Raw genomic sequence first — 19,839 nt, forward strand, 5'->3', positions numbered from 1 at the left:
CCCTAAAGATCTGTTTGATTCATCAAGTAGATAATCTAGAATCACGGGTTCCAAAACGAACATCAGGATTTTCACTAGAACGGGTTCCGTTCCTCACAGCAAAATCGTTATCTTGTTGAGATAAAGTTATAAGAGGAAAATCCTCAGTAGTAACGCTACTGCCTGTAGCATTTCTTACAGTCAGATCAGTGGATTCTGGAGAAGTAGCATTTCTTGAATTCACATCAAAATCGACAGATGATAATGAGATCACACCTAGCAATGCTGAAGCACTCAAAAAACCAGTAAGAACCGTTTTAAAATTCATATGAACAGTCGCCCCTTTGGATTTGTTTTCGGGCGTACATCACTTTTTCATACATTTTTACAGATTCATCCATACGCCCATTCTCATTATAGTACCGAGCCGCTTCGAGCGCTAGGTCTTCCATGTATGGATAACCCCTCTCATTCTCTAATTTTTCCAATGAGCTCAAGACTTCACTTAGGTTTGCTGTTTTTAAAAATAAAATGTCCAATACCATCAGTAACGATAAAAATAGATCATTTTTTCTATTCTTCGCTTCTTCCAAGCCTCTTTTGAAAAATCTTTCACCCTCAATAAATTCCTTTTGACTCAAATGAAATAACGATAATTCATAATAAACCAAAAGCAACTCTGTAGCATTAATAGGCTCTCCTTCTAGAATCACCTGATTAAAATAAGCTAGTGCCCTATTAAAATCACCTAATCCTTTAAAACAACACCCAATATTAAATAATGACTTCACAATCATTGACTTATTAGACATTGCCTTAGATTTTTCTAAAGCTGACAATAAATGAGGAAGCGCCTTTTCTCTGCATTCAAAATCAATGAAATTACCTGCCATAACAGTTAGACAATTAATTTCTCGAATCATATAAAGAGAATTGCTCTTATGTGCCTTATAAGTATCATAAGAAAGACCAACGTAATACATAGACACGTGTGTCTGTTTCATGTGATAAAACACTTCTGATAATTTATAATAAAATTCCGCTCTCTCTAACTCATCCCCTACTTGCTCTAGGCGCTTTTCCGCGCGCTTATAGAACACAATAGCTCTAATAAACTCTCCTTTTTTGAATTCATACATCCCTTGAAAAAAATTAAAATAGTATTCAAGAATGGCTGACATCTTCTTTCCTTGTCCTTCTACAGCTTTCAAGTAATCCGATTTTTCAAGTGGTTCTTTAGAAGGCTGCACATAGTCTGTCATCAATTGATGACGGAACTCCATCAACTGAAAATAAAGAACCGCCTGTTCATCTTCTTCCATGACATCGATTTCTTTTCTAACCTCTTCTCTTAGCTTCTGAGCCTCTTTAACATTGAATCTTTTTATTTGCTTATACCATTCATTTATCTTGATCGCTACAACTGGAGACGGTATAGAAGCCATTTACAATCCCCCTAGAAAACCAATTTTTAATAAATGTTAGCATAACAACTCCTAATAAAACCCTATTTATCCATTGATTTGTAAAATTTTCGGCATAGCGCAAGCACTTTTTAAGCAAGTAGGGCACAAGACATATCGATTTTTATACGTAATCGCAGTGGTGTTTTTGAAATAGGCGCCATGTATTTTAAGTAACAAAAAACAGGCTCTTCAGCCTGTTCTTTATTATCCAGTAATGACCATATTGATGAATGGGACACTCAATAAAAAGAAAACAACAGCAAAAATAACTTTATACCCCATCTCTTTTTCTTTATTATTCTTACGTTTTTTCATATAAACAGCAAAATAACAAGCACCATTTAACATCATCAATACTGATATTACCGTCATCATACATTCGCCTCCCTTATAAAAGAACCTAAATTGCGGTCACCGCAACCCAAAAAGGAATTTTCCAATGAATTCCCAAATTCAAACCGATCAATGATAGGATGAAAACATGTCAAAAAAGGAGGGAGTACTATGAATTATTATGCTGTTGTATTTTTTTACGCCGCCACTTAATAAAAGCCACTGAAAACACAAGAAGCAAAATCGCAATAAGCTTGAAAATAAAGCGAGTGAAGAAAGTAGCATCTTCGAACTCCGTTGCAAAGATACAAGCCCCTATGATTATCCCGATCATGCCTACTACCCAATTCCAAAACACATCAATCACTCCTCAATTAACTTTTTTAAAAGAAAAGCATTTTTTATCCATATGTTTATTATTGCACAAAAAACAAGGGGGAAATATCCAAAATGAAAAAGTTCATAATCGGGCTTTTAGGCATGACGCTATTTTTAACAGTTCCATTACAAACCGTAGCCGCAGTAACCCTAGAACCTCAAGGAATTAAAGAATCTTATCAAACTGAAATTGAAGGCAAACTACATACTTTCAATTCTGTAGTTAAAGGCAGCACTCAAACAATAACGATTGATAATGGTGAACAAATAGATACCGTCTCTTTTGATCGGGCAACAGAAGAACTTCGTATCAACAATGAACTAGTAGAGTTAGAGGAGTTTAAAGAAGCTGGCAAAGAATTGATCAATGATGACGGTGAGGTTAGCTCAAAGTCAAACAAAGATTACCAATGGAGACTTGTAAAAAACTTTAAAAATAAATTCAACATCACTGTTGCTATCATAGTTGTTGTGACAGGTGCGATCTTAGCAATACCAACAGGGACCGGTGCTATAGCTGGCGCAGTCTTGACACTGAAAGCAGTAGCTTTAATCGCTTCAGCAGTAACTTCAGCTTCAGGATCAACAGGTCAAAAAGTCTTTCATTACACATTCAAAACATACTACAGCCCGAAAAATGGTTACTGGAACAACAAATTTGTCTTATCTGTCTACAAAGATTCCAAGCGTAAAAAGCATGTTAAAACAGTTTCACATACGACACGTCTTGGGAAAAAATATTAAAAGAGAAGCAGGCTCCATCAGCCTGCTTCTCTACATGTTTATGTAATGTAATTCTTGATGTTAATATGCCAACGCATTGACCTCAAATGTTTCATTTGCTAAATCGAATCTACAGACCATGTGACAATGGATATCATAGAGTTTTTTTCTTTGATCTTATATTTGATTTCCAGCTTCTTGTGTTTATTTTCATTTTCCCAATATTTATATCCACAATTGATCAGGCTAAACACCCTTTTCGGGTGCCTTTTTTATGATATACTGTCATAAACAACCAGATCGTCTCATATGCATTGGAGTACCTTGTCCCTAATTCGTACAAAGGAGGAAACAATGGCAGACAAAAACGTTCATTATAAGAAGGTTGCCGCTTCAAAGGATTTTCGAAAACTTCTTGAGGAAAAACGCAGATTTATCGTACCGATGACGATTTTCTTTTTTCTCTTTTACTTTTCACTTCCGGTTGCTACATCCTACTTCACCTTTTTGAACACGCCAGCAATTGGAGCGATCACGTGGGCTTGGTTATTTGCCCTCACGCAATTTGTGATGACATGGGTTTTATGTGGGCTTTATGCAAAAAAAGCAGCTCAGTTCGACAAATATGTAAGCGCTTTAAAAACCGAATCTAGAGGTGATGACGAATGAGTATGACCGCTTTTATTTTATTCATAGCGATCGTAGGGCTCACATTGGTCATCACGTATTTTGCTGCGAAAAAAACAAGCAATGCGAGTGATTTTTACACCGCAGGCGGCGGACTGACTGGATTTCAAAATGGCCTTGCCATCGCCGGGGACTATATGTCTGCTGCTTCATTTTTAGGGATCGCCGGCATGATCGCCTTAAATGGATTTGACGGCTTTTTCTATAGTATTGGCTTTCTTGTAGCGTATCTTGTCGTCCTTTATGTCGTGGCTGAACCGCTTCGAAATCTAGGAAAATATACGATGGCTGATATGATTGCTGCACGATTTAAGCGTCCTGCCATTCGAGGAGTAGCCGCATTTAACACAATCACAGTCTCGACTTTTTATATGATTGCGCAGCTTGTTGGGGCAGGTGCATTAATCAAGCTGCTTCTTGGCATAGATTACTGGATTGCGGTGCTGATCGTAGGTGTCTTGATGACCATTTATGTCGTGTTTGGCGGCATGATCGCAACCAGCTGGGTACAGATCACGAAAGCTGTGCTTCTCATGCTGGGCACGCTGATTATTTCGCTGCTTGTGTTTGCCAAGTTTGATTTTAGCCTGCTGAAGATGTTTGAACAGATGAAAACAGCGACCCCGCTTGGTGAAGCTTTTCTTCACCCGGGAAATAAATATGATGTGCCTTTAGAGACCTTGTCTCTGAACCTTGCACTTGTGCTTGGAACAGCAGGTTTGCCGCATATTTTGATCCGTTTTTATACGGTAAAGGATGCCATTTCTGCGCGTAAATCTGTTCTATCCGCTACGTGGATCATCGGGATTTTTTATTTAATGACGGTTTTCCTCGGCTTCGGTGCCGCTGCTTTTGTCGGAACAGATGCAATTACGGCAGCCGATGCAGCAGGAAACATGGCAGCACCACTGCTTGCACAGGCCCTAGGGGGAGATTTATTATTTGCCTTTGTTTCCGCTATTGCCTTTGCGACCATTTTGGCAGTGGTGACCGGTCTTGTTTTATCCGCCGCGTCTGCCTTTGCTCATGACTTTTATAGCCAGATTATCCGCAAAGGGAAAGCGAGTGAACGGGAACAGGTGAAGGCGGCACGCTTTGCTTCTATCGGCGTGGCTATCCTTTCCATCATTCTTGCATTATTTGCACAATCTTTAAACGTCGCTTTTCTTGTGTCACTTGCCTTTGCAGTGGCAGCAAGTGCGAATTTACCGTTGATTATCTTCACTGTCTTTTGGAAACGATTTAACTCAACAGGTGCTATCGCAGGAAGCTTAACAGGTCTTCTGAGCGCACTCCTGATCGTGTCACTCAGCCCAAGCGTCTGGGACCCATCAGGGGCAGCCATTTTCACAGGAGAGCCGCTTATCCCACTATCGAACCCTGGGATTATCTCGATCCCGCTCGGATTCCTTGCGGCTTACTTAGGCACCATTTTCTCCTCTGAAAAAGCAGATGAAGACACCTTTACTGAAATTCAAGTAAAAGCACACACAGGTATGCATATGGATACAGATTGATGCGAAAAAGCCGGCTGCTCTGCCGGCTTTTTAATATCGCTGGAATAACTCTGGGTTTTTCGGGACGTTTTCTAAATAAACGATCTTTCCTTGATCATCCAGCTCCGCAATATCAATGCCTTCTGCTGTATATACACGACCGTCTGTTAACTTTCCGCAAACAGCCCAGTTTGTTTCATACTTCCCATCTTCACGTTTCACCCAGCCATCCCACATATGCTTAATGTCTTCATGTACGTGGAAAAATGTGTTCAAAAACTGTGTGAACGCTTGGATGCCAGGCTTTTCAGCACCATTTAAGACAATCATGACATCATCTGAAAACAATGCCAGCAATTCGTTCATTTGCTCTTGCCCTTTTCCCGCTTCATCATATCGGCGAAAATACGTATCGAGCACTTCCATCATTCATTCTCCTTTATTTACCTGTCATTTCGAAAATAATCGAACAATTAGATTGTACACAATTGTATCTCTACTGTCTATTTTTCACGCAGATAAGAAAAGACATGGATGAGTCAATCCATGTCTTTTACAGATGAAAGAGCTGCTTTCTCTGACTCGACAAGAGATGTTAGTTCTTCCGCAGCTTTTTTCGGATCAGCGCTTTGGCTAATGGCGCTGATGATGCTAATGCCATCGGCTCCCGCTTGGATGACTGGTGCCGCATTTTCATACGTGATCCCGCCGATGCCCACAATAGGAATGTGAAGACCGTGTTGACGTACTTCGTTGATTAAAGAAACACCTTGGACACTGCGTGTATCCTTTTTTGTTTCTGTAGGATAGACTGGACCCATCCCAACGTAGTCTGCCCCGTCCTTCATCGCTTGCCTCACTTCATCTAGATTGTGCGTGGACACGCCTAATATTTTATTCCCGATTCTTTGCCGTACGTCTAGTGCAAGTGTATCTTCCTGCCCAACATGGACACCATCTGCATCAAGATCTATTGCAAGCTGTACATCATCATTTACGATAAAGGGGATATTCGCTTCTTGGCAAAGTGCTTGAATCTGCTGAGCGATTTTTTTCTTTTCTTCACCTTGCAGAGCACCTTCACCCTTTTCACGAAACTGAAACATCGTGATCCCGCCTTGAATGGCCTCTTTCACCACATCAAGCGGATGCCGGCTTGTATTCGCTGTTCCCATAATAAAATAAACCGATAATTGCTGTTTGATTAGCTGCTGATCAACCTTCGTCATGCAAAACTCCCCCTATTTTCCCTAACGTGATCACATCTTGACCATTTGTATTGGATAGTGCGTTTAACAATTCGATTTGAAAGGTGCCTGGCCCTTTCTCTTCTGTCTGCTGAGCTGCCTTTTCTGCAGCGACACCATAAAACAGCAGAGCTGATGCCGACGCATGAATTGGCCGTTCCCCTGTTGCACAAAATGCCCCTATGACAGAGGTGAGTAAACAGCCAGTCCCTGTCACCTTGGTTAACCATTCGTGTCCATTATGAATAGATAGAACCTCTTCTCCATCTGACACGACATCCACTTTTCCCGTAATCGCCACAACGGTTTGAAGGGCTTTTGCCGCCTGCTTTGCTAAAGACGATACATCTCCATTTGCCCCTTTTGCATCAACCCCTTTTGACTGCCAGCCATTCACTCCAATTAAATGAGCTATTTCAGCAGCATTCCCTCTGACAACAGTGATGTCCACTTGCTGTAACAGCTGTTTCGCCGCACTCGTCCGAAACGTTGTCGCACCAACACCAACAGGATCTAATAGAACCGGTACACCTTTTTCATTGGCCGCTTGTCCAGCAATGACCATTGCCTCCACTGTATCCTTTGTTAGTGTGCCGATATTCAGCACAAGTGCATCCGCTAATTGCGCCATTTCTGCCACTTCTTCTTTGGCGTTTGCCATGACTGGAGAAGCACCTAAAGCAAGCAGTCCATTCGCTGTAAAGTTCGTCACAACTTGGTTGGTGATATTATGGACAAGCGGATTTTCCGCTCGAACCTTTTCCAAAAGATGAGACACGCAGCTTAATTTCATCTGTATCGTCCTCCCTTTTACTCTGCATCCCACACATAGGATTTTGTATGCTTTAACCATTCTCTTGCAGCAAAGGACAAGTAGCGGTCCTTTCGCCAAATGACACCCAAATGCCACGGAATAGACGGATTTAAGGAAATGATCCTCACTTTATCAGGATCTAGATCACGGCAAATCCGTTCAGGCAGAAGCCCGATTCCAAGGTTCTCAGCAACCATTTCACTGATGAAATCCCATTGTGACGTTTCATAAATAACGTTCGGCCTGAATCCAGCATTCATACATTCATTTAAGATTCGGCTGTGCAGAACGAAATCTTCTCGAAAGAAAATAAAAGACTCTTCCTTTAAATCAGCCAAATGAACCTCATCACGACCTGCCATCGGATGTGATGGATGGGTGACAAGCTTCATATTCTCTTTAATGATGGTGTATGTATGAAAAATTTTATCATTTGCAGGCAGAACAATGACACCAATATCTAATGATCCATCCTCTACCCCTTCCTCTACTTTAATGGAGCCGTGCTCCACCAATTGAAAGGTGACATCTGGATACTGCTGGCGGAATTCTCCCATCACATTTGGGAAAAAGCTTGATCCAATCATGGGCGGCAGTCCTATTCGGATATGTCCTTTTTTCACATTCATTAAATCATTTAATTCACTCGTTAAATTCTGAAAGGATTGTGTGATTTCACTCGCCTGTGTATACATGGTTTGTCCAGCATCTGTCATTTCAACCTGTCTGCCATTACGGTAAAACAACTGTACACCTAGCTCATCCTCCAGATTTTTGACCATCTTGGAAATGGTCGGCTGCGACACATAGAGCGATTGCGATGCTTTCGTAAAACTCTTTAACCGTGCCACTTCTAAGAAATATGTTAAATGTCTGATGTCCACATGGTTCACCCTTTCTATAGACAAAAGGAATACTAACTATTCGATATATGTATTTTACCTATAATAGAACGTGCTGTACACTTTAAAGTAAGCTCACCGATTAGAACGTTGTGTTGTTTTTGTGAAACAGTGAACAATTTATATAGAAAAAGGAGTGAACAGAAAGTGCAATTGCTCAAAACGTCGCTGATTGCTACCCTTCAGATTATGGCTTTATTTGCTTTTGCGAAATTGATGAATGTGCTGGCGGCCTTTTTGCATTTAAGAATTCCGGGCACGATCTTAGGCATTCTTGTCATTTTCTTATTACTTCATTTTAACATCATTAAATTAAAATGGATTGAACTTGGCGCCGTATGGCTGCTCGGAGAACTGCTGCTCTTCTTTATCCCTTCAGCAGTAGGTGTGATTGATTACGGAACATTACTTTCTCAATCTGGCACAAGTATTGTCCTTGTGGTTTTACTTAGTACCTTTGTGGTCATGCTCTCGACTGGCATAATGACGCAGATGATTGCGAAAAGAAAGGAGCGAAAAAAGCTATGTTAGTTGGTGGACTATTTTTGATCCTAACCATTCTGATCTATCTCGGATCAAAAGCGGTTTATAAACGTCATCCGAAAGTCTATGTCTCCCCTTTACTTGTAACACCGGTTGTTCTTGTGGTCTTGTTGTTAATCGTGAACATTCCTTACGATGCTTACAATCAAGGCGGAAAATGGCTGACAAATATGCTTCAACCTGCGACTGTGGCATTTGCCATTCCTTTATATAAGTATTTTCACATTCTGAAGAAGCATGCAGTAGAAATTATTTTAAATGTGGCTTGCGGTTCTATCGTTGCGATTTTATCAACAGCGTTTATCGCCAAATTGTTTCATTTGGATACGAGTCTGATCGAGAGCCTCGTCCCAAGATCCGTCACAACACCTGTTGCAATGAGTGTGTCTGAGATGATTGGCGGGATGCCGTCCGTTACGGCTGTATTCGTCATTTTAACAGCATTATTTGGCTCAATCATTGGACCATTGGTTATCCGTTATTTCCGTATTGATAATGACATTGCAATGGGCGTTCTGCTTGGTACAGGAGCACATGGTGCAGGCACATCGAAGGCCTTTGAACTGAGCTCGGTCTCAGGCACGATCTCAAGTGTGTCCATGATCATTTCGGCCATTATTACATTATGTGCAGCGCCTATCCTGATGTCGTTTGCCCTATAGAAAAAGCCATTTCCCCTTATCGGAAAATGGCTTTTTCTTATGCTTGGATGAAGACAACCTTTAAATAGTTCCCCTCAGGATAATTTTTCGTTGTACGGAAGTCCTCAGGAAGTGAATATTCCTCAAGAATACGATACGTTTTCCCAGATTCTTTAAAGGCCTGTGCAATAAATCCTTTAAACTTTTTCATCCCAAATGCACTGCTATTGGTTGACGCCACAATGACGCCGTTCTCAGCTGTGATCTGGATGGCTTCTTTTAATAGTTTCTTATAATCCTTCGCTGCACTGAATGTGTGTTTCTTCGTTCGTGCAAAGGATGGTGGGTCCAAGATCACAACATCATAGCTCCAGCCTTTTTTCGCCGCAAACGGGAAATATTTAAAGACATCCATGACTTTGATATCCTGCCCGTCTACATCAATGCCATTCACTTCAAACTGCTCAGATGTTTTTTTCAAACTGCGGTTTGCAACATCTACACTTGTCGTACGGCTTGCCCCGCCAAGCGCTGCTGCTACAGAGAAAGCGCCGGTATAAGAGAACGTATTAAGGACGGTCTTTCCTTTTGCATAGCGATCTCGAATTGCTTTTCGCACATGACGCTGATCAAGGAAAATACCTGTCATCGCACCATCATTTAGATAAACCGCCACGTTCATCCCATTTTCTTTGACGATAAGAGGAAATTCACCTTTCTCCCCTTTTACAAAATCGTCATCTTCGATATATTGTCCAGACGTATCAAACCGCTTCTTTTCATAAATGCCTTTATAGTCAGGATACACCTGCTCAATCGCAGTCAATACATCTTCTTTTAATGTATAAACACCTTCGCTATACCATTGGATGAGATAGAATCCATCATAATAATCAATCGTGATTCCACCAATTCCATCCCCTTCCCCATTGAACACACGGAAAGCCGTCGTCTGTGCATCACGAAATAGATGCGTTCTGCTTTTGGATGCCTGTTCAAGTTTAGAAACAAAAAAGGCCTGATCTATTTTTTCGTTAGCGTCAAAGGAAAGTACCCAACCGATGCCTTTATTTTGCACACCATAATATCCTTTCCCTAAAAAAGAGCCTCTTTCATCTACCCATTCAATAAGTTCGCCTTCCTGTACACCGTTCACACGCGACACAGCATCTTTTGAAATAAGCGGATATCCCTTTTTCACTTGTTCTGCAAATGTTTGTTTTAATGAGATTTTTTTCATTTGTGTCATCCTTATCCTAAATTGACTCTCTCTATCCTACCATATGAATGTATACGATACTTCTATTATGATAAGATGAGGAGAAAAATATCAACTCGACATAGAGGAGGCTCTTTTTTGACAACATTACGCTTAGATCATACAGGGATTATGGTGACAAATATTGATCAGTCCATTGATTTTTATGAAAAAGTGGTGGGCATGAAATTAAAGGATCGCATCACTCATACAAACGGAGTCATTGAACTTGCCTTTCTTGGCTTTAAAGACGAAGCGGAAACGGAAATTGAACTCATTCAAGGGTATAGCAGTGACCTTCCATCTGAAGGAAAGGTCCACCATCTCGCCTTCACAACAGATAATATCCACGCGGAATTCAACCGTATTCAAAAGCTGCAAATTGAGCTAATAGATGAAGAAATCACAACATTGCCCAATGGCTATTGCTACTTCTTTTTCCGAGGGCCAGACCAAGAGTGGATTGAGTTCTTCCAGCGATAATATTTCCTAGGAAATGCATGCGAATCGGTATATTCATTCTCGTCACAAAAGAAAAAGAGTAAGAGCATACCTGCTCTTACTCTTTTTTTATAGCACCTTACTAAGAAACAATTTGGTACGCTCATGCTGCGGGTTTCCAAAGAGTGCTTCTGGTTTGTCTTCTTCGACGATATATCCACCATCCATAAAGATCACGCGGTCTCCCACTTCTCTTGCAAAGCCCATTTCATGTGTGACGACAATCATCGTCATTCCTTCGACTGCTAATTGTTTCATAACAGCTAAAACATCCCCAACGACCTCAGGGTCAAGAGCAGATGTCGGCTCATCGAATAAGAGCACTTTCGGGTCCATCGCCAAGGCTCTTGCAATGGCAACACGCTGTTTTTGTCCACCAGATAATTGGTTAGGGTAACTTTTGGCCTTGTCTTTCAAGCCGACCTTTTCAAGCAAGTCTAATGCTTTATCGACTGCCGCTTTCTTCTCCATCCCTTTTACTTTCACCGGTGCGATCGTGATATTTTCTAACACAGTTTTATGAGGAAATAAATTAAAGTGCTGAAACACCATACCAACTTCTTGTCGTACTTTATTGATATTCACTTTTGGGTCTGTAATCGTATGTCCGTGGACAACAACTTCCCCAGCCGTAATATCCTCTAATTTATTGAGACATCTTAGAAATGTGCTTTTCCCTGACCCTGAAGGACCAATGACACATACAACCTCTTTTTCCTCGATGACTGCATTAATATCCTTTAAAACTTCGTTGTCACCAAAGGATTTCTTTAGGTTTTTCACCGTAATCATACTCATTTCACATCAAATCTCCTTTCTGCGTAGCTAGCCAGTAGAGAAAGTAAATAAATGATCACGAAATAAATGACACCGACAATGAGCCAGACATTCAAAGGATCAAATGTAGCCGATGCTTGAACTTGTCCCCGCTGCATAATATCAGCAATACCGATAATCGATAAGAGAGAGGTGTCCTTCAAACTGATGATGGCTTGGTTCGTAATGGCTGGAAGCATACGGCGGAATGCCTGTGGAAGGACGATAAAACGCATGTTTTGTCCACCTGTGAATCCTAAAGAGCGTGCGGCTTCTGTTTGTCCTTTATCAATGGACTGAATCCCTGCACGAATAATTTCTGAGAAATAAGCTCCTGCGTTAATCGCTACTGTAATAATCCCTGCCGGTACTCGGTCAAGTGAAATGAATTCAAGTGTATTAAGCCCAAAATAAATGAAGAATAGCTGTACGATAAATGGCGTACCTCGAATGGCATTGACAAAAACGAGTGAAATAAAGTTCAAGATTTTAAATGGTGACAGGCGGAATAGCGCCACAATCAACCCGATGATAAAACCTAAAATGATAGCAACAACAAAGATATATAAAGTGGTTTGCAAACCATCCATTAAATACGGAAATGCATTAACAATCGTATCCATGTTTCTCCCTCCCTAATTCACATACGGTTGACACATAAAGAAAGCGCGCTCTGAGCGCGCCTCGCTTGTGTTATGACTTCAAATATTTCTCAATAATTTTGTCATATTCACCGTTTTTCTTTAGGTTTTCCAGCCCTTTATTGATTTTCTTCAATAAGTCCTGGTTTTTCCCCTTCATCACTGAGATCCCGTATTGGTCTCCATTCAAGCGATCTCCAACTGTTTTCAATTTCAAGTCTTGCTGTGCGATCGCATACGTAATGACAGGATAATCCTCAATTAAAGCATCTGCATTTCCGTTAGATACTTCTTGGAACATAGATGGACTGTCATTGAATTGAACTACTTCATACCCATATTTGTCTGCGTTATCTGTTGCAAATTTTGCACCTGTTGTCCCATTTTTAACAGCTAGCTTTTTCCCCTTTAAATCATCAATCGATTTGATGCTGCTGTCCTTTTTCACAACAACTGTCAGACCAGCGTCGAAGTATGGATCTGAGAAATCCACTTTCTTTTTACGCTCATCTGTAATACTCATACCACCCATTCCAACATCAAGCTGACCTGCTTGCATCGCTGGAATGATCCCTGAGAAATCCATTGCTTCAAGCTTCACTTTGAAGTCTTGGTCTTTTGCAATGGCGTTAATTAAATCAACGTCTATTCCCTCATATTTACCGCCCTTTTCAAATTCAAATGGCGGATATGTTGTATCTATCCCGATTTTATATGTGCCTTTGCCTTCTCCCGAACCGCTGTCCGATTTTGAACCACAGGCTGCCATGACGAGCACAACAATTAGTCCCATGATCAGTAACATCGATTTCTTCATAAAACACGACCCCCAATTGTCAGTTTTGTCTAAATATTCGCAACAACAATCTTACTATACCACGCTAAAGCTATACTGTGTGATATTTTTTATCAATACCAAAGATCCATACAATTCTAGATCGATAGTCTCTTTAAATTTTACTTTTTTGCGAATAACTCATTTTATTCTGAAAGAAGCATGTTTCACAATATTCATGTGATATAATCTCACAAAAAACCGCGAACACTCCTTTTTCAATACCACTTCTTTCTCACCTATGAAAAAACCCTCTTTCACTGTCTCTCTTCCCCTATTGATATCCTGATATATTTTTTTCAACATCCTCTTTTTACCTAAAAAAATGTAAACGTATACAATTTGATCGCTACTCCCTATTTTTTTCACTACTGGTTGAATTTACATCAAAAAACATGTTTTACAAATTGAGATAGACCGCTTAAAATATAAGAAGATACTTAATATGGAAAGATGATTCAGACAAATAAGAATCCGCAGAAATGAATAGGTGAAGAAAGGAGGATACCAATTGGCAGAAACAGGTGTTTTGTCATCCGTTGATGTAGCAAATATGCTAAATGACTGGTATGTCTTGATGAAAAAAAGAGACATACAAGAAGCCATACAGCTAAAAGAAGAGATTCTTCAAGCATTTGATCGAATGGAAGAGAATCAAGACGTCTTACTCTACTATCAACTTTTAGAATACCGTTTCAAAGATTTAGTCGAAGATACAGCTTCGTTAGATCACAGTCTTTTTGTGGATGAAAATGCGATTCGTACAGATGATATGCTCAGCTACTATTTCTATTTCTTTAAAGGCATGTATGAAATGCGCAGAGGGAATCAAGATTCAGCATTTCACCATTTGAAATTGGCAGAGGATAAATTAGATCTCGTACATGATGACATTGAAAAAGCAGAATTCCATTATAAAACAGGCTGTCTATACTATAATATAAGATCCACACTTCTCTCCATCCACCACTTAAAAAAGGCTTCGTCTATTTACGACGCAGATCCATGTTATGTGAAAAAATCAATCAGCTGTCAAATGATGCTTGCTTTGAATTATGCGGATCAATCGAAATATGAAGAGGCAGAAACTTTGTTTGGACAGGTGATTCACTCACTAGAACAGATGGAGGATCCAGATTTACTTGGTCACGCATATTGCAATGCAGCCTTTATTAAAAGTCTAAGAAGTGAATACAGTGAAGCTGTGCCGCTCCTAGAAAAAGCTTTATTGATTGAGTCATTCGAAACTTCTTCCCCAGGCGGCTATTTACTGGCCTTGTATGCCTACACGAAAGCGCTATTTAAGCTGAAAAAGCCTGGTTTGTTCCACTATTATGTACAGCTTTCACTTCAAAAAGCAGAAAATTTAAAACAACGAAACATTTCACTTAAATTATCCATTTTAGAAACATTGATGCTCCAGCCAAACAACATGATTGAGCAGATCATTTCTTATTGTGATCAATTAGAATCTATGAATTTCCTTGTTGATCTTGAGGCTATCTGTCAGGATGTAGCCGCCTACTTAACTGAAAATGGTCTTCCGAAAGAAGCAAAGTATTTTCAGAACAAGGCATTGTCATTCAAAACTTGTTAAGAAGATGGAGTGATGTATGATGAAAAAATGGCTGATCTCAAGTGCGATTTTTACGTTCTTGATTACAGGTGTTTTGATTGGCACTTCTACACAAAAAGGCAGCCCGTCTGCACAATCGCAAGATGACGGTACGATCATTCAAAAGAGAGATCGAGGCACCAACCCTTAATAAGACTTAAAAGAGTAGCTGTCATTCAAAACAGCTACTCTTTTTATTGGTTAATCAATTTCCCGTTTGATATTTTGCATTTTTTCATCTAAGTAGTGAGCGATATCTGCCGCTTCCTTTAGTTCATCGGTGAGCTGATGAGGAACATCGTTTTGCAGCTTATAATAGATTTTATGTTCGAGACTCGCCCAGAAATCCATCGCAATGGTCCGCACCTGAATTTCAACCTTCACATGCTCCACACGATTCGTTAAGTAAACAGGAATCTCAACAATTAAATGAAGACTTCGATAGCCATTTGGTTTCGGATGCTGAATGTAATCCTTCACTTCAAGGATCTTTAAATCCTCTCTTTGCCTCAGAACATCAATAATGTTATAGATATCTTGAATAAACGAACAGATGATGCGGACACCAGCGATATCATGTATGTACTCCTTGGCACATTGTGTGGTGATGTCACATCCTTTTCTCGCTAGTTTATTCACGATGCTTTCAAAGGATTTGATCCGTGATTTAGTATGCTCTATTGGGTTGTGTCCATGGATTAAATTATATTCCTGACTAATAATCGAAAACTTTGTATCCATTTCATCTAATGCAAATTTATATACTAATAATTCATTTTTCCAGTCTTCCATGACACTTTTCAAATCTTCTACATGAGTTGCTGACATATTCATTTCTTTTTGTCATCTCCTTTTGGCAAACAGCTGTTACACTGCTTTCCGTTTACTAGACGGAGAGAGGACGCAAATGGTTTTAAAAAAATACATCTTAGCCCCGTTGTTTGTAATAAGTCAGCGCGAGTGCCAGTGCAAGCACAGATCCTTTCACGATATCCATTGCATAATACGGGACAGACATCATCACAAGTCCATTTTGTAAAATACCGATGAGCACCGCACCAATAAACGTACCGAATGCGTTTGGTTTACCTGCTCCCATGACTGAAAACCCAATAAAAGCAGCAGCTACCCCATCCATTAAATATGGCGTTCCTGCGTTAATTTCTGCTGTCATCACCCTTGATGCCAGCACGATACCACCGATCGCCGCAAATAAGGCAGACAACAGATATGCTGCGATTTTGTATTTGTTCACATGAATACCAGACAATCGGGCGGCTTCTTTATTTCCACCAATGATATACATCAACCGCCCATGCTTTGTGTAAGTCATAAAAACATGTGCAAAAAGCACAATGGCCGCCATAATCAAAATGATATAGGGGACCTGCCCAATCTTGCTGAAAAAGGCAGGGATGGTGCCAGTTGAAAAAGTACCATCAGGCAGCACCATATTTTCAGAAATGGTCGCACCTTTCGTATAGGTTTGTGCCAGCCCTTGAATGATAAACATCATGGCTAGTGTCATGAGCATATCTGGAATCTTCATTTTGACAATCATCCAAGCATTCAGCAAACCGACAATAAGAGAAGCCGCCAGCGCAGAAAGGATCGCAATGAGTGGGTTTTGCGAGAACCATACAAACATGGAGATCACAATTGCATTTGATAACGTTGCAACTGAACCTACAGATAAATCAAAGCCATTCACTGCTAATGAGATCGTCAGCCCTACTGCAATGATGGTTACAATCGAGATCGATCGTAAAATGTTGATGATATTTCCTGACTGTAAAAATGCCGGATTGGCTGCCGCAAAGACAACAATCAATACGACAATCGTTAAGATGGTGCCATATTGATAAAAGAAATCAAACAGATGAAAGGATGGCCGCTGTTTCTTGATTTGTTGAACTGGGGCTGAAACTTGTCGTTCACTCATGATTGTCCTCCTGTTGAATGATATAAAAGCTCTTCTTCAGTCATTGGTGCCGTCATTTCCCGGGCAATGCTGCCATCATATAAGACGTATACTCGGTCGGCAATTCCTGCAATTTCTGAAAGCTCACTTGAAGCATAAATAACCGCTTTTCCTCTTGCAGCTAGTTCTGCAATGAGGGAGAAAATGTCCTTTTTGGCTCCAACGTCTACACCTTTGGTTGGTTCATCAAAGAGATAGACATCTGCCTCAGCCAACAGCCATTTTCCAATCGCAATCTTTTGCTGATTTCCACCAGAGAGATGCTTCACCTTCGCTTCAAGAGAAGGTGTCTTGACGCCAAGCCGCTTGACGATTCCATCTGCTGCCTTCCGTTCCTTAGAACGATGTAAGAAGCTGAACGGCCGTGTAAACGAACGTAGACTTGCAGCTGTTACGTTCCATCCAACAGTTTCTTCTGTTAAAATTCCTTCTTTTCTCCGTTCCTCAGGCACAAGGGCAATACCCGCTCTCACAGCGTGATGAGGCGACTTGATATGAATGGTTTGACCATGCAACTGCACAGTGCCTGACTTTTTTTCTGAGGCGCCGAATAGGGCTTTGCACAATTCTGTTTTACCAGCACCGACTAATCCTGCAATCCCGAGAATTTCTCCTTTTTTCACATGAAGATGAATGTTGTTTAATTTATGCTGGTCATGCAACTCTTTCACGTCAAGCACAATCGGTGCATCCTCAAGCGGTGTACGGGATGGGAATTGATCCTCTAATGGCGCGCCAAGCATTTCTTCAATGACCTGCTTTGGATCGGTTTCTTTAATGAGGTGCGCCGCCACATCGGTTCCATTCTTCATCACAGTCAGTTCATCACAGATGTTGAAAATTTCTGGCATGCGATGCGAAATAAAAATGATGCCTGTGCCGTTCTTTTTCAATTGATGAATCATTGAGAATAGCTTGCTTGTTTCTGCATGACTAAGTGGAGCGGTTGGTTCATCTAAAATTAAAATGCTGCATTTGATCGACACAGCCTTGGCAATGAGCACCATTTGTTTTTCTGCCAGTGTCAAATCACTCACAAGACGCTTCGTCGAGATGTCAATATTCATCTCTTGTAACAGCTGTGCTGCCTTGCGGTGAATCTCTTTCCAACGGACGAATGGTTTTTTCTCAATTTCATGAATCATCATATTTTCGCCAACACTTAAATATGGCACTAGAGCTGTATCCACTTCTTGATGTACGGTCTGCACACCGTATGAGGCCGCATCCTTTGGTGTATGAATGGTCGCCTCCTCGCCATTGATGTGGATGGTTCCTTCAAAATGTGAATGAGCACCAGAGAGAACTTTCATTAACGTTGACTTCCCAGCACCGTTAGCCCCAATCAGGGCATGGACTGTGCCTCTTTTTAATGTGAAATTTGCTTGATCTAACGCTTTGACTCCTGGGAATTCAATCGAAATGTTTTTCATATGAACAAGCGGCGTTGTCATAGGTGTCCTCCTTCTCTCCTGATCGTCAATTGAAAAACGAAACACCCTCTATGAAAAGAGAGTGCACGTGGTTTATTTTGCATAATGCTTCTTCAAGGTCTTCATCCAGTCTTCTTCAAAAGCAGTCGATGATCCGAATCCTTTTACTTCTTCTGCAAGATTGACCATATTGATGGCCTTTCCTGCATCCTGAAGCTGCTTTTGTGAAATGAGAGAGGCCTCAAGGTCATAGGAAGATGGCGTTTTCTCGCCAGCTAGTTTCTTCGCAAGAATCCTTACGTCAATTGCGCCAATGAGCTTCGGATCGACAGCGGCAGTGTACTTCCAAGGACTGTCTTTCGCAGTCATTTCTTGGAGATCGGCATTAGACACATCAATACCGTATATTTTCACTTCGGTTCTTCCTGCTTCTTTTAAAGCTCTTGCGGCACCAATCGCAAATGCATCCCACGTGGCAAAAATCGCATCCAGTTTACCCTTTGGATATTTATTCAGCATAGCCGCAACCGCATTTTGTGTTTGAACTGATGTATCAGAGGCCGCAACGCCAAATCGGTCAAGTTCCTTGATCCCTGTATGCTGTTTGAGCGTTTCTTGGTACACCTTGTTTCGTCTCACCATTGGAGGGAATCCGTCTACCCAAAGATACGCAATATTTGCTTTCCCTTTAAAATCAGCCACGAGTGCATCTAATGATTTTTTCGCTAATTGCTCGTCATCTTGAGACGTCACTGTGACTCCTTTGATATCCTTCAGCTTCGGATTTGAATCAAACGCCACAACTGGAATGCCTTTCGCTGTGATCTTTTTCACATCAGCGACTGTCGCCTCATCATCCCCATGAGAGATGATAAAGCCATCATAGTTTTCTTCTAGTGCTTGAGAAATGGCATCATGAAACTTCGCCGTATCACCATTTGCCGTGTAGACATCTACTGTAAAGCCTAGCGCTTCCCCTTCTGCCTTCGTTCCTGCTAAAAACTGAGCAGTATGATCGTCCCCGCCAATTTTACGGATGACTTTAATTTTTGCTCCCTGTCCTTTTGCAAATCGCTTCGGGACATTGTCAAAGGAGACCTTTTCGTTTGCATTGGCTTTTGAGCCTGCGCTTGATCCCGTACCGCAGCCAGATAATAGCACGGTCAGGACCGTCAATAATACAAGAGATGATGTCCAATATTTACGTTTCATTGCTGTTCCTCCTCAAGTTGTTTTATTTTTCACATCGGAAAACTAGGTAAAAAAGTGGAAATATGCCTGTGAACCCAGTCTTTTGATTCTAAAAAAAGAGATCAAAAAAGCCTCTCTTGATAAAGAGAGGCTTGATCACCGTTGCATGAAACATGTATCGGGAAGTCTTCCTCTCTTATCTGTCAAAGCTGTAACAGCTTTGCAGGAATTAGCACCAATTTCTTAGATAGAAACGGTTGCTGGGCGTCATAGGGCCAGTCCCTCTGCCTCTCTTGATAAGAGATCCGTTATGAAATTTGTTTTAGTTGAAATGTCTTCTTTACTTTAATGTGATGTCT

The 19,839-nt window shown here is 40.8% G+C and carries 23 protein-coding genes and 1 riboswitch; of the genes, 8 read left to right on the forward strand and 15 right to left on the reverse strand.

Going from position 1 to position 19,839, the window contains the following annotated elements; all coding sequences use genetic code 11:
* Positions 1–22: 22 nt before the first annotated feature.
* The 3 genes from NSQ11_RS17885 to NSQ11_RS17895 all read right to left on the reverse strand — a co-directional run bounded on the left by NSQ11_RS17885 (position 23) and on the right by NSQ11_RS17895 (position 1,817).
* Entirely contained in the window at positions 23–307 is a 285-nt protein-coding gene (locus tag NSQ11_RS17885; RefSeq protein ID WP_017360144.1) for a hypothetical protein, read from the reverse strand.
* Positions 297–1,424: an aspartate phosphatase gene (locus NSQ11_RS17890; protein ID WP_212338425.1), complete on the reverse strand. Its 1,128-nt coding sequence runs from the start codon at positions 1,422–1,424 to the stop codon at positions 297–299. Before NSQ11_RS17890 ends, NSQ11_RS17885 begins: the two co-directional genes overlap by 11 nt.
* Positions 1,425–1,649: 225 nt before the next feature.
* A complete protein-coding gene (locus NSQ11_RS17895) occupies positions 1,650–1,817 on the reverse strand; it encodes a hypothetical protein (RefSeq protein ID WP_155403686.1) in 168 nt (55 codons plus the stop codon).
* 411 nt (positions 1,818–2,228) lie between these two features.
* Here NSQ11_RS17895 and NSQ11_RS17900 point away from each other — a divergent pair, with 411 nt between their 5' ends.
* From NSQ11_RS17900 to NSQ11_RS17910, 3 genes are all read left to right on the forward strand, one after another.
* The gene (locus NSQ11_RS17900) at positions 2,229–2,900 is read left to right on the forward strand and encodes a hypothetical protein (protein WP_017360148.1); all 672 of its coding nucleotides are present in this window, start codon (positions 2,229–2,231) and stop codon (positions 2,898–2,900) included.
* A 333-nt stretch (positions 2,901–3,233) separates the two neighbouring features.
* Entirely contained in the window at positions 3,234–3,548 is a 315-nt protein-coding gene (locus tag NSQ11_RS17905; RefSeq protein WP_025208191.1) for a DUF485 domain-containing protein, read from the forward strand.
* Complete coding sequence (locus NSQ11_RS17910; RefSeq protein ID WP_007497838.1) at positions 3,545–5,083, forward strand: cation acetate symporter; 1,539 nt, start codon at positions 3,545–3,547, stop codon at positions 5,081–5,083. Before NSQ11_RS17905 ends, NSQ11_RS17910 begins: the two co-directional genes overlap by 4 nt.
* Before the next feature lie 30 nt (positions 5,084–5,113).
* Here the strand turns inward: NSQ11_RS17910 and NSQ11_RS17915 are convergent, their stop codons facing one another.
* From NSQ11_RS17915 to NSQ11_RS17930, 4 genes are all read right to left on the reverse strand, one after another.
* Positions 5,114–5,488 (reverse strand): nuclear transport factor 2 family protein, encoded by a 375-nt coding sequence (locus NSQ11_RS17915; protein ID WP_008345523.1) that lies wholly within the window; start codon positions 5,486–5,488, stop codon positions 5,114–5,116.
* Positions 5,489–5,601: 113 nt separating this feature from the next.
* Entirely contained in the window at positions 5,602–6,291 is a 690-nt protein-coding gene (thiE, locus tag NSQ11_RS17920) for a thiamine phosphate synthase (protein WP_035702490.1), read from the reverse strand.
* A complete protein-coding gene (thiM, locus tag NSQ11_RS17925) occupies positions 6,278–7,102 on the reverse strand; it encodes a hydroxyethylthiazole kinase (protein ID WP_024719502.1) in 825 nt (274 codons plus the stop codon). The genes thiE and thiM overlap by 14 nt, the downstream gene beginning before the upstream one ends.
* A 17-nt stretch (positions 7,103–7,119) precedes the next feature.
* On the reverse strand, positions 7,120–8,007 hold the full coding sequence (locus tag NSQ11_RS17930) for a LysR family transcriptional regulator (RefSeq protein ID WP_008345526.1): 888 nt from the start codon (positions 8,005–8,007) through the stop codon (positions 7,120–7,122).
* Positions 8,008–8,172: 165 nt separating this feature from the next.
* On the opposite strand from NSQ11_RS17930, the gene NSQ11_RS17935 reads away from it, so the two are divergent.
* Complete coding sequence (locus NSQ11_RS17935) at positions 8,173–8,556, forward strand: CidA/LrgA family holin-like protein (protein ID WP_017368298.1); 384 nt, start codon at positions 8,173–8,175, stop codon at positions 8,554–8,556.
* A complete protein-coding gene (locus NSQ11_RS17940) occupies positions 8,550–9,230 on the forward strand; it encodes a CidB/LrgB family autolysis modulator (RefSeq protein ID WP_007497850.1) in 681 nt (226 codons plus the stop codon). Before NSQ11_RS17935 ends, NSQ11_RS17940 begins: the two co-directional genes overlap by 7 nt.
* Positions 9,231–9,267: 37 nt before the next feature.
* Here the strand turns inward: NSQ11_RS17940 and NSQ11_RS17945 are convergent, their stop codons facing one another.
* The gene (locus NSQ11_RS17945; RefSeq protein WP_048001153.1) at positions 9,268–10,449 is read right to left on the reverse strand and encodes a class I SAM-dependent rRNA methyltransferase; all 1,182 of its coding nucleotides are present in this window, start codon (positions 10,447–10,449) and stop codon (positions 9,268–9,270) included.
* 117 nt (positions 10,450–10,566) lie between these two features.
* On the opposite strand from NSQ11_RS17945, the gene NSQ11_RS17950 reads away from it, so the two are divergent.
* The gene (locus tag NSQ11_RS17950) at positions 10,567–10,950 is read left to right on the forward strand and encodes a VOC family protein (RefSeq protein ID WP_008345541.1); all 384 of its coding nucleotides are present in this window, start codon (positions 10,567–10,569) and stop codon (positions 10,948–10,950) included.
* An 87-nt stretch (positions 10,951–11,037) separates the two neighbouring features.
* On the opposite strand, the gene NSQ11_RS17955 is transcribed toward NSQ11_RS17950, so the two are convergent.
* The 3 genes from NSQ11_RS17955 to NSQ11_RS17965 form a co-directional block, all read right to left on the reverse strand.
* Positions 11,038–11,766 carry an amino acid ABC transporter ATP-binding protein gene (locus tag NSQ11_RS17955; protein ID WP_007497858.1) on the reverse strand — a complete coding sequence of 243 codons (729 nt, stop codon included), beginning with the start codon at positions 11,764–11,766 and terminating at the stop codon, positions 11,038–11,040.
* Positions 11,763–12,407: an amino acid ABC transporter permease gene (locus tag NSQ11_RS17960; protein ID WP_007497860.1), complete on the reverse strand. Its 645-nt coding sequence runs from the start codon at positions 12,405–12,407 to the stop codon at positions 11,763–11,765. Before NSQ11_RS17960 ends, NSQ11_RS17955 begins: the two co-directional genes overlap by 4 nt.
* A 70-nt stretch (positions 12,408–12,477) precedes the next feature.
* The gene (locus tag NSQ11_RS17965; RefSeq protein ID WP_035389894.1) at positions 12,478–13,242 is read right to left on the reverse strand and encodes a transporter substrate-binding domain-containing protein; all 765 of its coding nucleotides are present in this window, start codon (positions 13,240–13,242) and stop codon (positions 12,478–12,480) included.
* Positions 13,243–13,771: 529 nt separating this feature from the next.
* On the opposite strand from NSQ11_RS17965, the gene NSQ11_RS17970 reads away from it, so the two are divergent.
* Together NSQ11_RS17970 and NSQ11_RS17975 are read left to right on the forward strand one after the other, a co-directional pair.
* Positions 13,772–14,857: a tetratricopeptide repeat protein gene (locus tag NSQ11_RS17970; RefSeq protein ID WP_035389896.1), complete on the forward strand. Its 1,086-nt coding sequence runs from the start codon at positions 13,772–13,774 to the stop codon at positions 14,855–14,857.
* A gap of 19 nt (positions 14,858–14,876) precedes the next feature.
* A complete protein-coding gene (locus tag NSQ11_RS17975; RefSeq protein WP_197025613.1) occupies positions 14,877–15,026 on the forward strand; it encodes a hypothetical protein in 150 nt (49 codons plus the stop codon).
* Positions 15,027–15,076: 50 nt separating this feature from the next.
* Here the strand turns inward: NSQ11_RS17975 and NSQ11_RS17980 are convergent, their stop codons facing one another.
* The 4 genes from NSQ11_RS17980 to NSQ11_RS17995 form a co-directional block, all read right to left on the reverse strand.
* Positions 15,077–15,709, reverse strand: coding sequence for a GTP pyrophosphokinase family protein (locus tag NSQ11_RS17980; RefSeq protein ID WP_007497867.1), 633 nt, complete (start codon positions 15,707–15,709; stop codon positions 15,077–15,079).
* Positions 15,710–15,803: 94 nt separating this feature from the next.
* Positions 15,804–16,817, reverse strand: coding sequence for an ABC transporter permease (locus NSQ11_RS17985; protein ID WP_017368303.1), 1,014 nt, complete (start codon positions 16,815–16,817; stop codon positions 15,804–15,806).
* Positions 16,814–18,310, reverse strand: a complete 1,497-nt coding sequence (locus NSQ11_RS17990; protein ID WP_035389898.1) for a sugar ABC transporter ATP-binding protein — start codon at positions 18,308–18,310, stop codon at positions 16,814–16,816. The genes NSQ11_RS17985 and NSQ11_RS17990 overlap by 4 nt, the downstream gene beginning before the upstream one ends.
* A 72-nt stretch (positions 18,311–18,382) precedes the next feature.
* Positions 18,383–19,501 carry a sugar ABC transporter substrate-binding protein gene (locus NSQ11_RS17995; protein WP_035389900.1) on the reverse strand — a complete coding sequence of 373 codons (1,119 nt, stop codon included), beginning with the start codon at positions 19,499–19,501 and terminating at the stop codon, positions 18,383–18,385.
* Positions 19,502–19,673: 172 nt separating this feature from the next.
* Positions 19,674–19,783, reverse strand: a riboswitch (SAM riboswitch).
* Positions 19,784–19,839: the final 56 nt, after the last annotated feature.

The sequence above is a fragment of the Bacillus sp. FSL W7-1582 genome (assembly GCF_038593325.1).
GTDB lineage: Bacteria > Bacillota > Bacilli > Bacillales > Bacillaceae > Bacillus > Bacillus altitudinis.

Excerpts from the sequence above, each read along its gene's own strand:
- NSQ11_RS17915 (WP_008345523.1), bottom strand. The coding sequence starts at position 5,488 with ATGGAAGTGCTCGATACGTATTTTCGCCGATATGATGAAGCGGGAAAA.
- NSQ11_RS17955 (WP_007497858.1), bottom strand. The coding sequence starts at position 11,766 with ATGAGTATGATTACGGTGAAAAACCTAAAGAAATCCTTTGGTGACAAC.
- NSQ11_RS17940 (WP_007497850.1), top strand. The coding sequence starts at position 8,550 with ATGTTAGTTGGTGGACTATTTTTGATCCTAACCATTCTGATCTATCTC.
- NSQ11_RS17905 (WP_025208191.1), top strand. The coding sequence starts at position 3,234 with ATGGCAGACAAAAACGTTCATTATAAGAAGGTTGCCGCTTCAAAGGAT.
- NSQ11_RS17910 (WP_007497838.1), top strand. The coding sequence starts at position 3,545 with ATGAGTATGACCGCTTTTATTTTATTCATAGCGATCGTAGGGCTCACA.
- NSQ11_RS17890 (WP_212338425.1), bottom strand. The coding sequence starts at position 1,424 with ATGGCTTCTATACCGTCTCCAGTTGTAGCGATCAAGATAAATGAATGG.
- NSQ11_RS17965 (WP_035389894.1), bottom strand. The coding sequence starts at position 13,242 with ATGAAGAAATCGATGTTACTGATCATGGGACTAATTGTTGTGCTCGTC.
- NSQ11_RS17960 (WP_007497860.1), bottom strand. The coding sequence starts at position 12,407 with ATGGATACGATTGTTAATGCATTTCCGTATTTAATGGATGGTTTGCAA.
- NSQ11_RS17895 (WP_155403686.1), bottom strand. The coding sequence starts at position 1,817 with ATGACGGTAATATCAGTATTGATGATGTTAAATGGTGCTTGTTATTTT.
- NSQ11_RS17990 (WP_035389898.1), bottom strand. The coding sequence starts at position 18,310 with ATGACAACGCCGCTTGTTCATATGAAAAACATTTCGATTGAATTCCCA.
- NSQ11_RS17900 (WP_017360148.1), top strand. The coding sequence starts at position 2,229 with ATGAAAAAGTTCATAATCGGGCTTTTAGGCATGACGCTATTTTTAACA.
- NSQ11_RS17985 (WP_017368303.1), bottom strand. The coding sequence starts at position 16,817 with ATGAGTGAACGACAAGTTTCAGCCCCAGTTCAACAAATCAAGAAACAG.
- NSQ11_RS17975 (WP_197025613.1), top strand. The coding sequence starts at position 14,877 with ATGAAAAAATGGCTGATCTCAAGTGCGATTTTTACGTTCTTGATTACA.
- NSQ11_RS17885 (WP_017360144.1), bottom strand. The coding sequence starts at position 307 with ATGAATTTTAAAACGGTTCTTACTGGTTTTTTGAGTGCTTCAGCATTG.
- thiM (WP_024719502.1), bottom strand. The coding sequence starts at position 7,102 with ATGAAATTAAGCTGCGTGTCTCATCTTTTGGAAAAGGTTCGAGCGGAA.
- NSQ11_RS17945 (WP_048001153.1), bottom strand. The coding sequence starts at position 10,449 with ATGAAAAAAATCTCATTAAAACAAACATTTGCAGAACAAGTGAAAAAG.
- NSQ11_RS17980 (WP_007497867.1), bottom strand. The coding sequence starts at position 15,709 with ATGAATATGTCAGCAACTCATGTAGAAGATTTGAAAAGTGTCATGGAA.
- thiE (WP_035702490.1), bottom strand. The coding sequence starts at position 6,291 with ATGACGAAGGTTGATCAGCAGCTAATCAAACAGCAATTATCGGTTTAT.
- NSQ11_RS17995 (WP_035389900.1), bottom strand. The coding sequence starts at position 19,501 with ATGAAACGTAAATATTGGACATCATCTCTTGTATTATTGACGGTCCTG.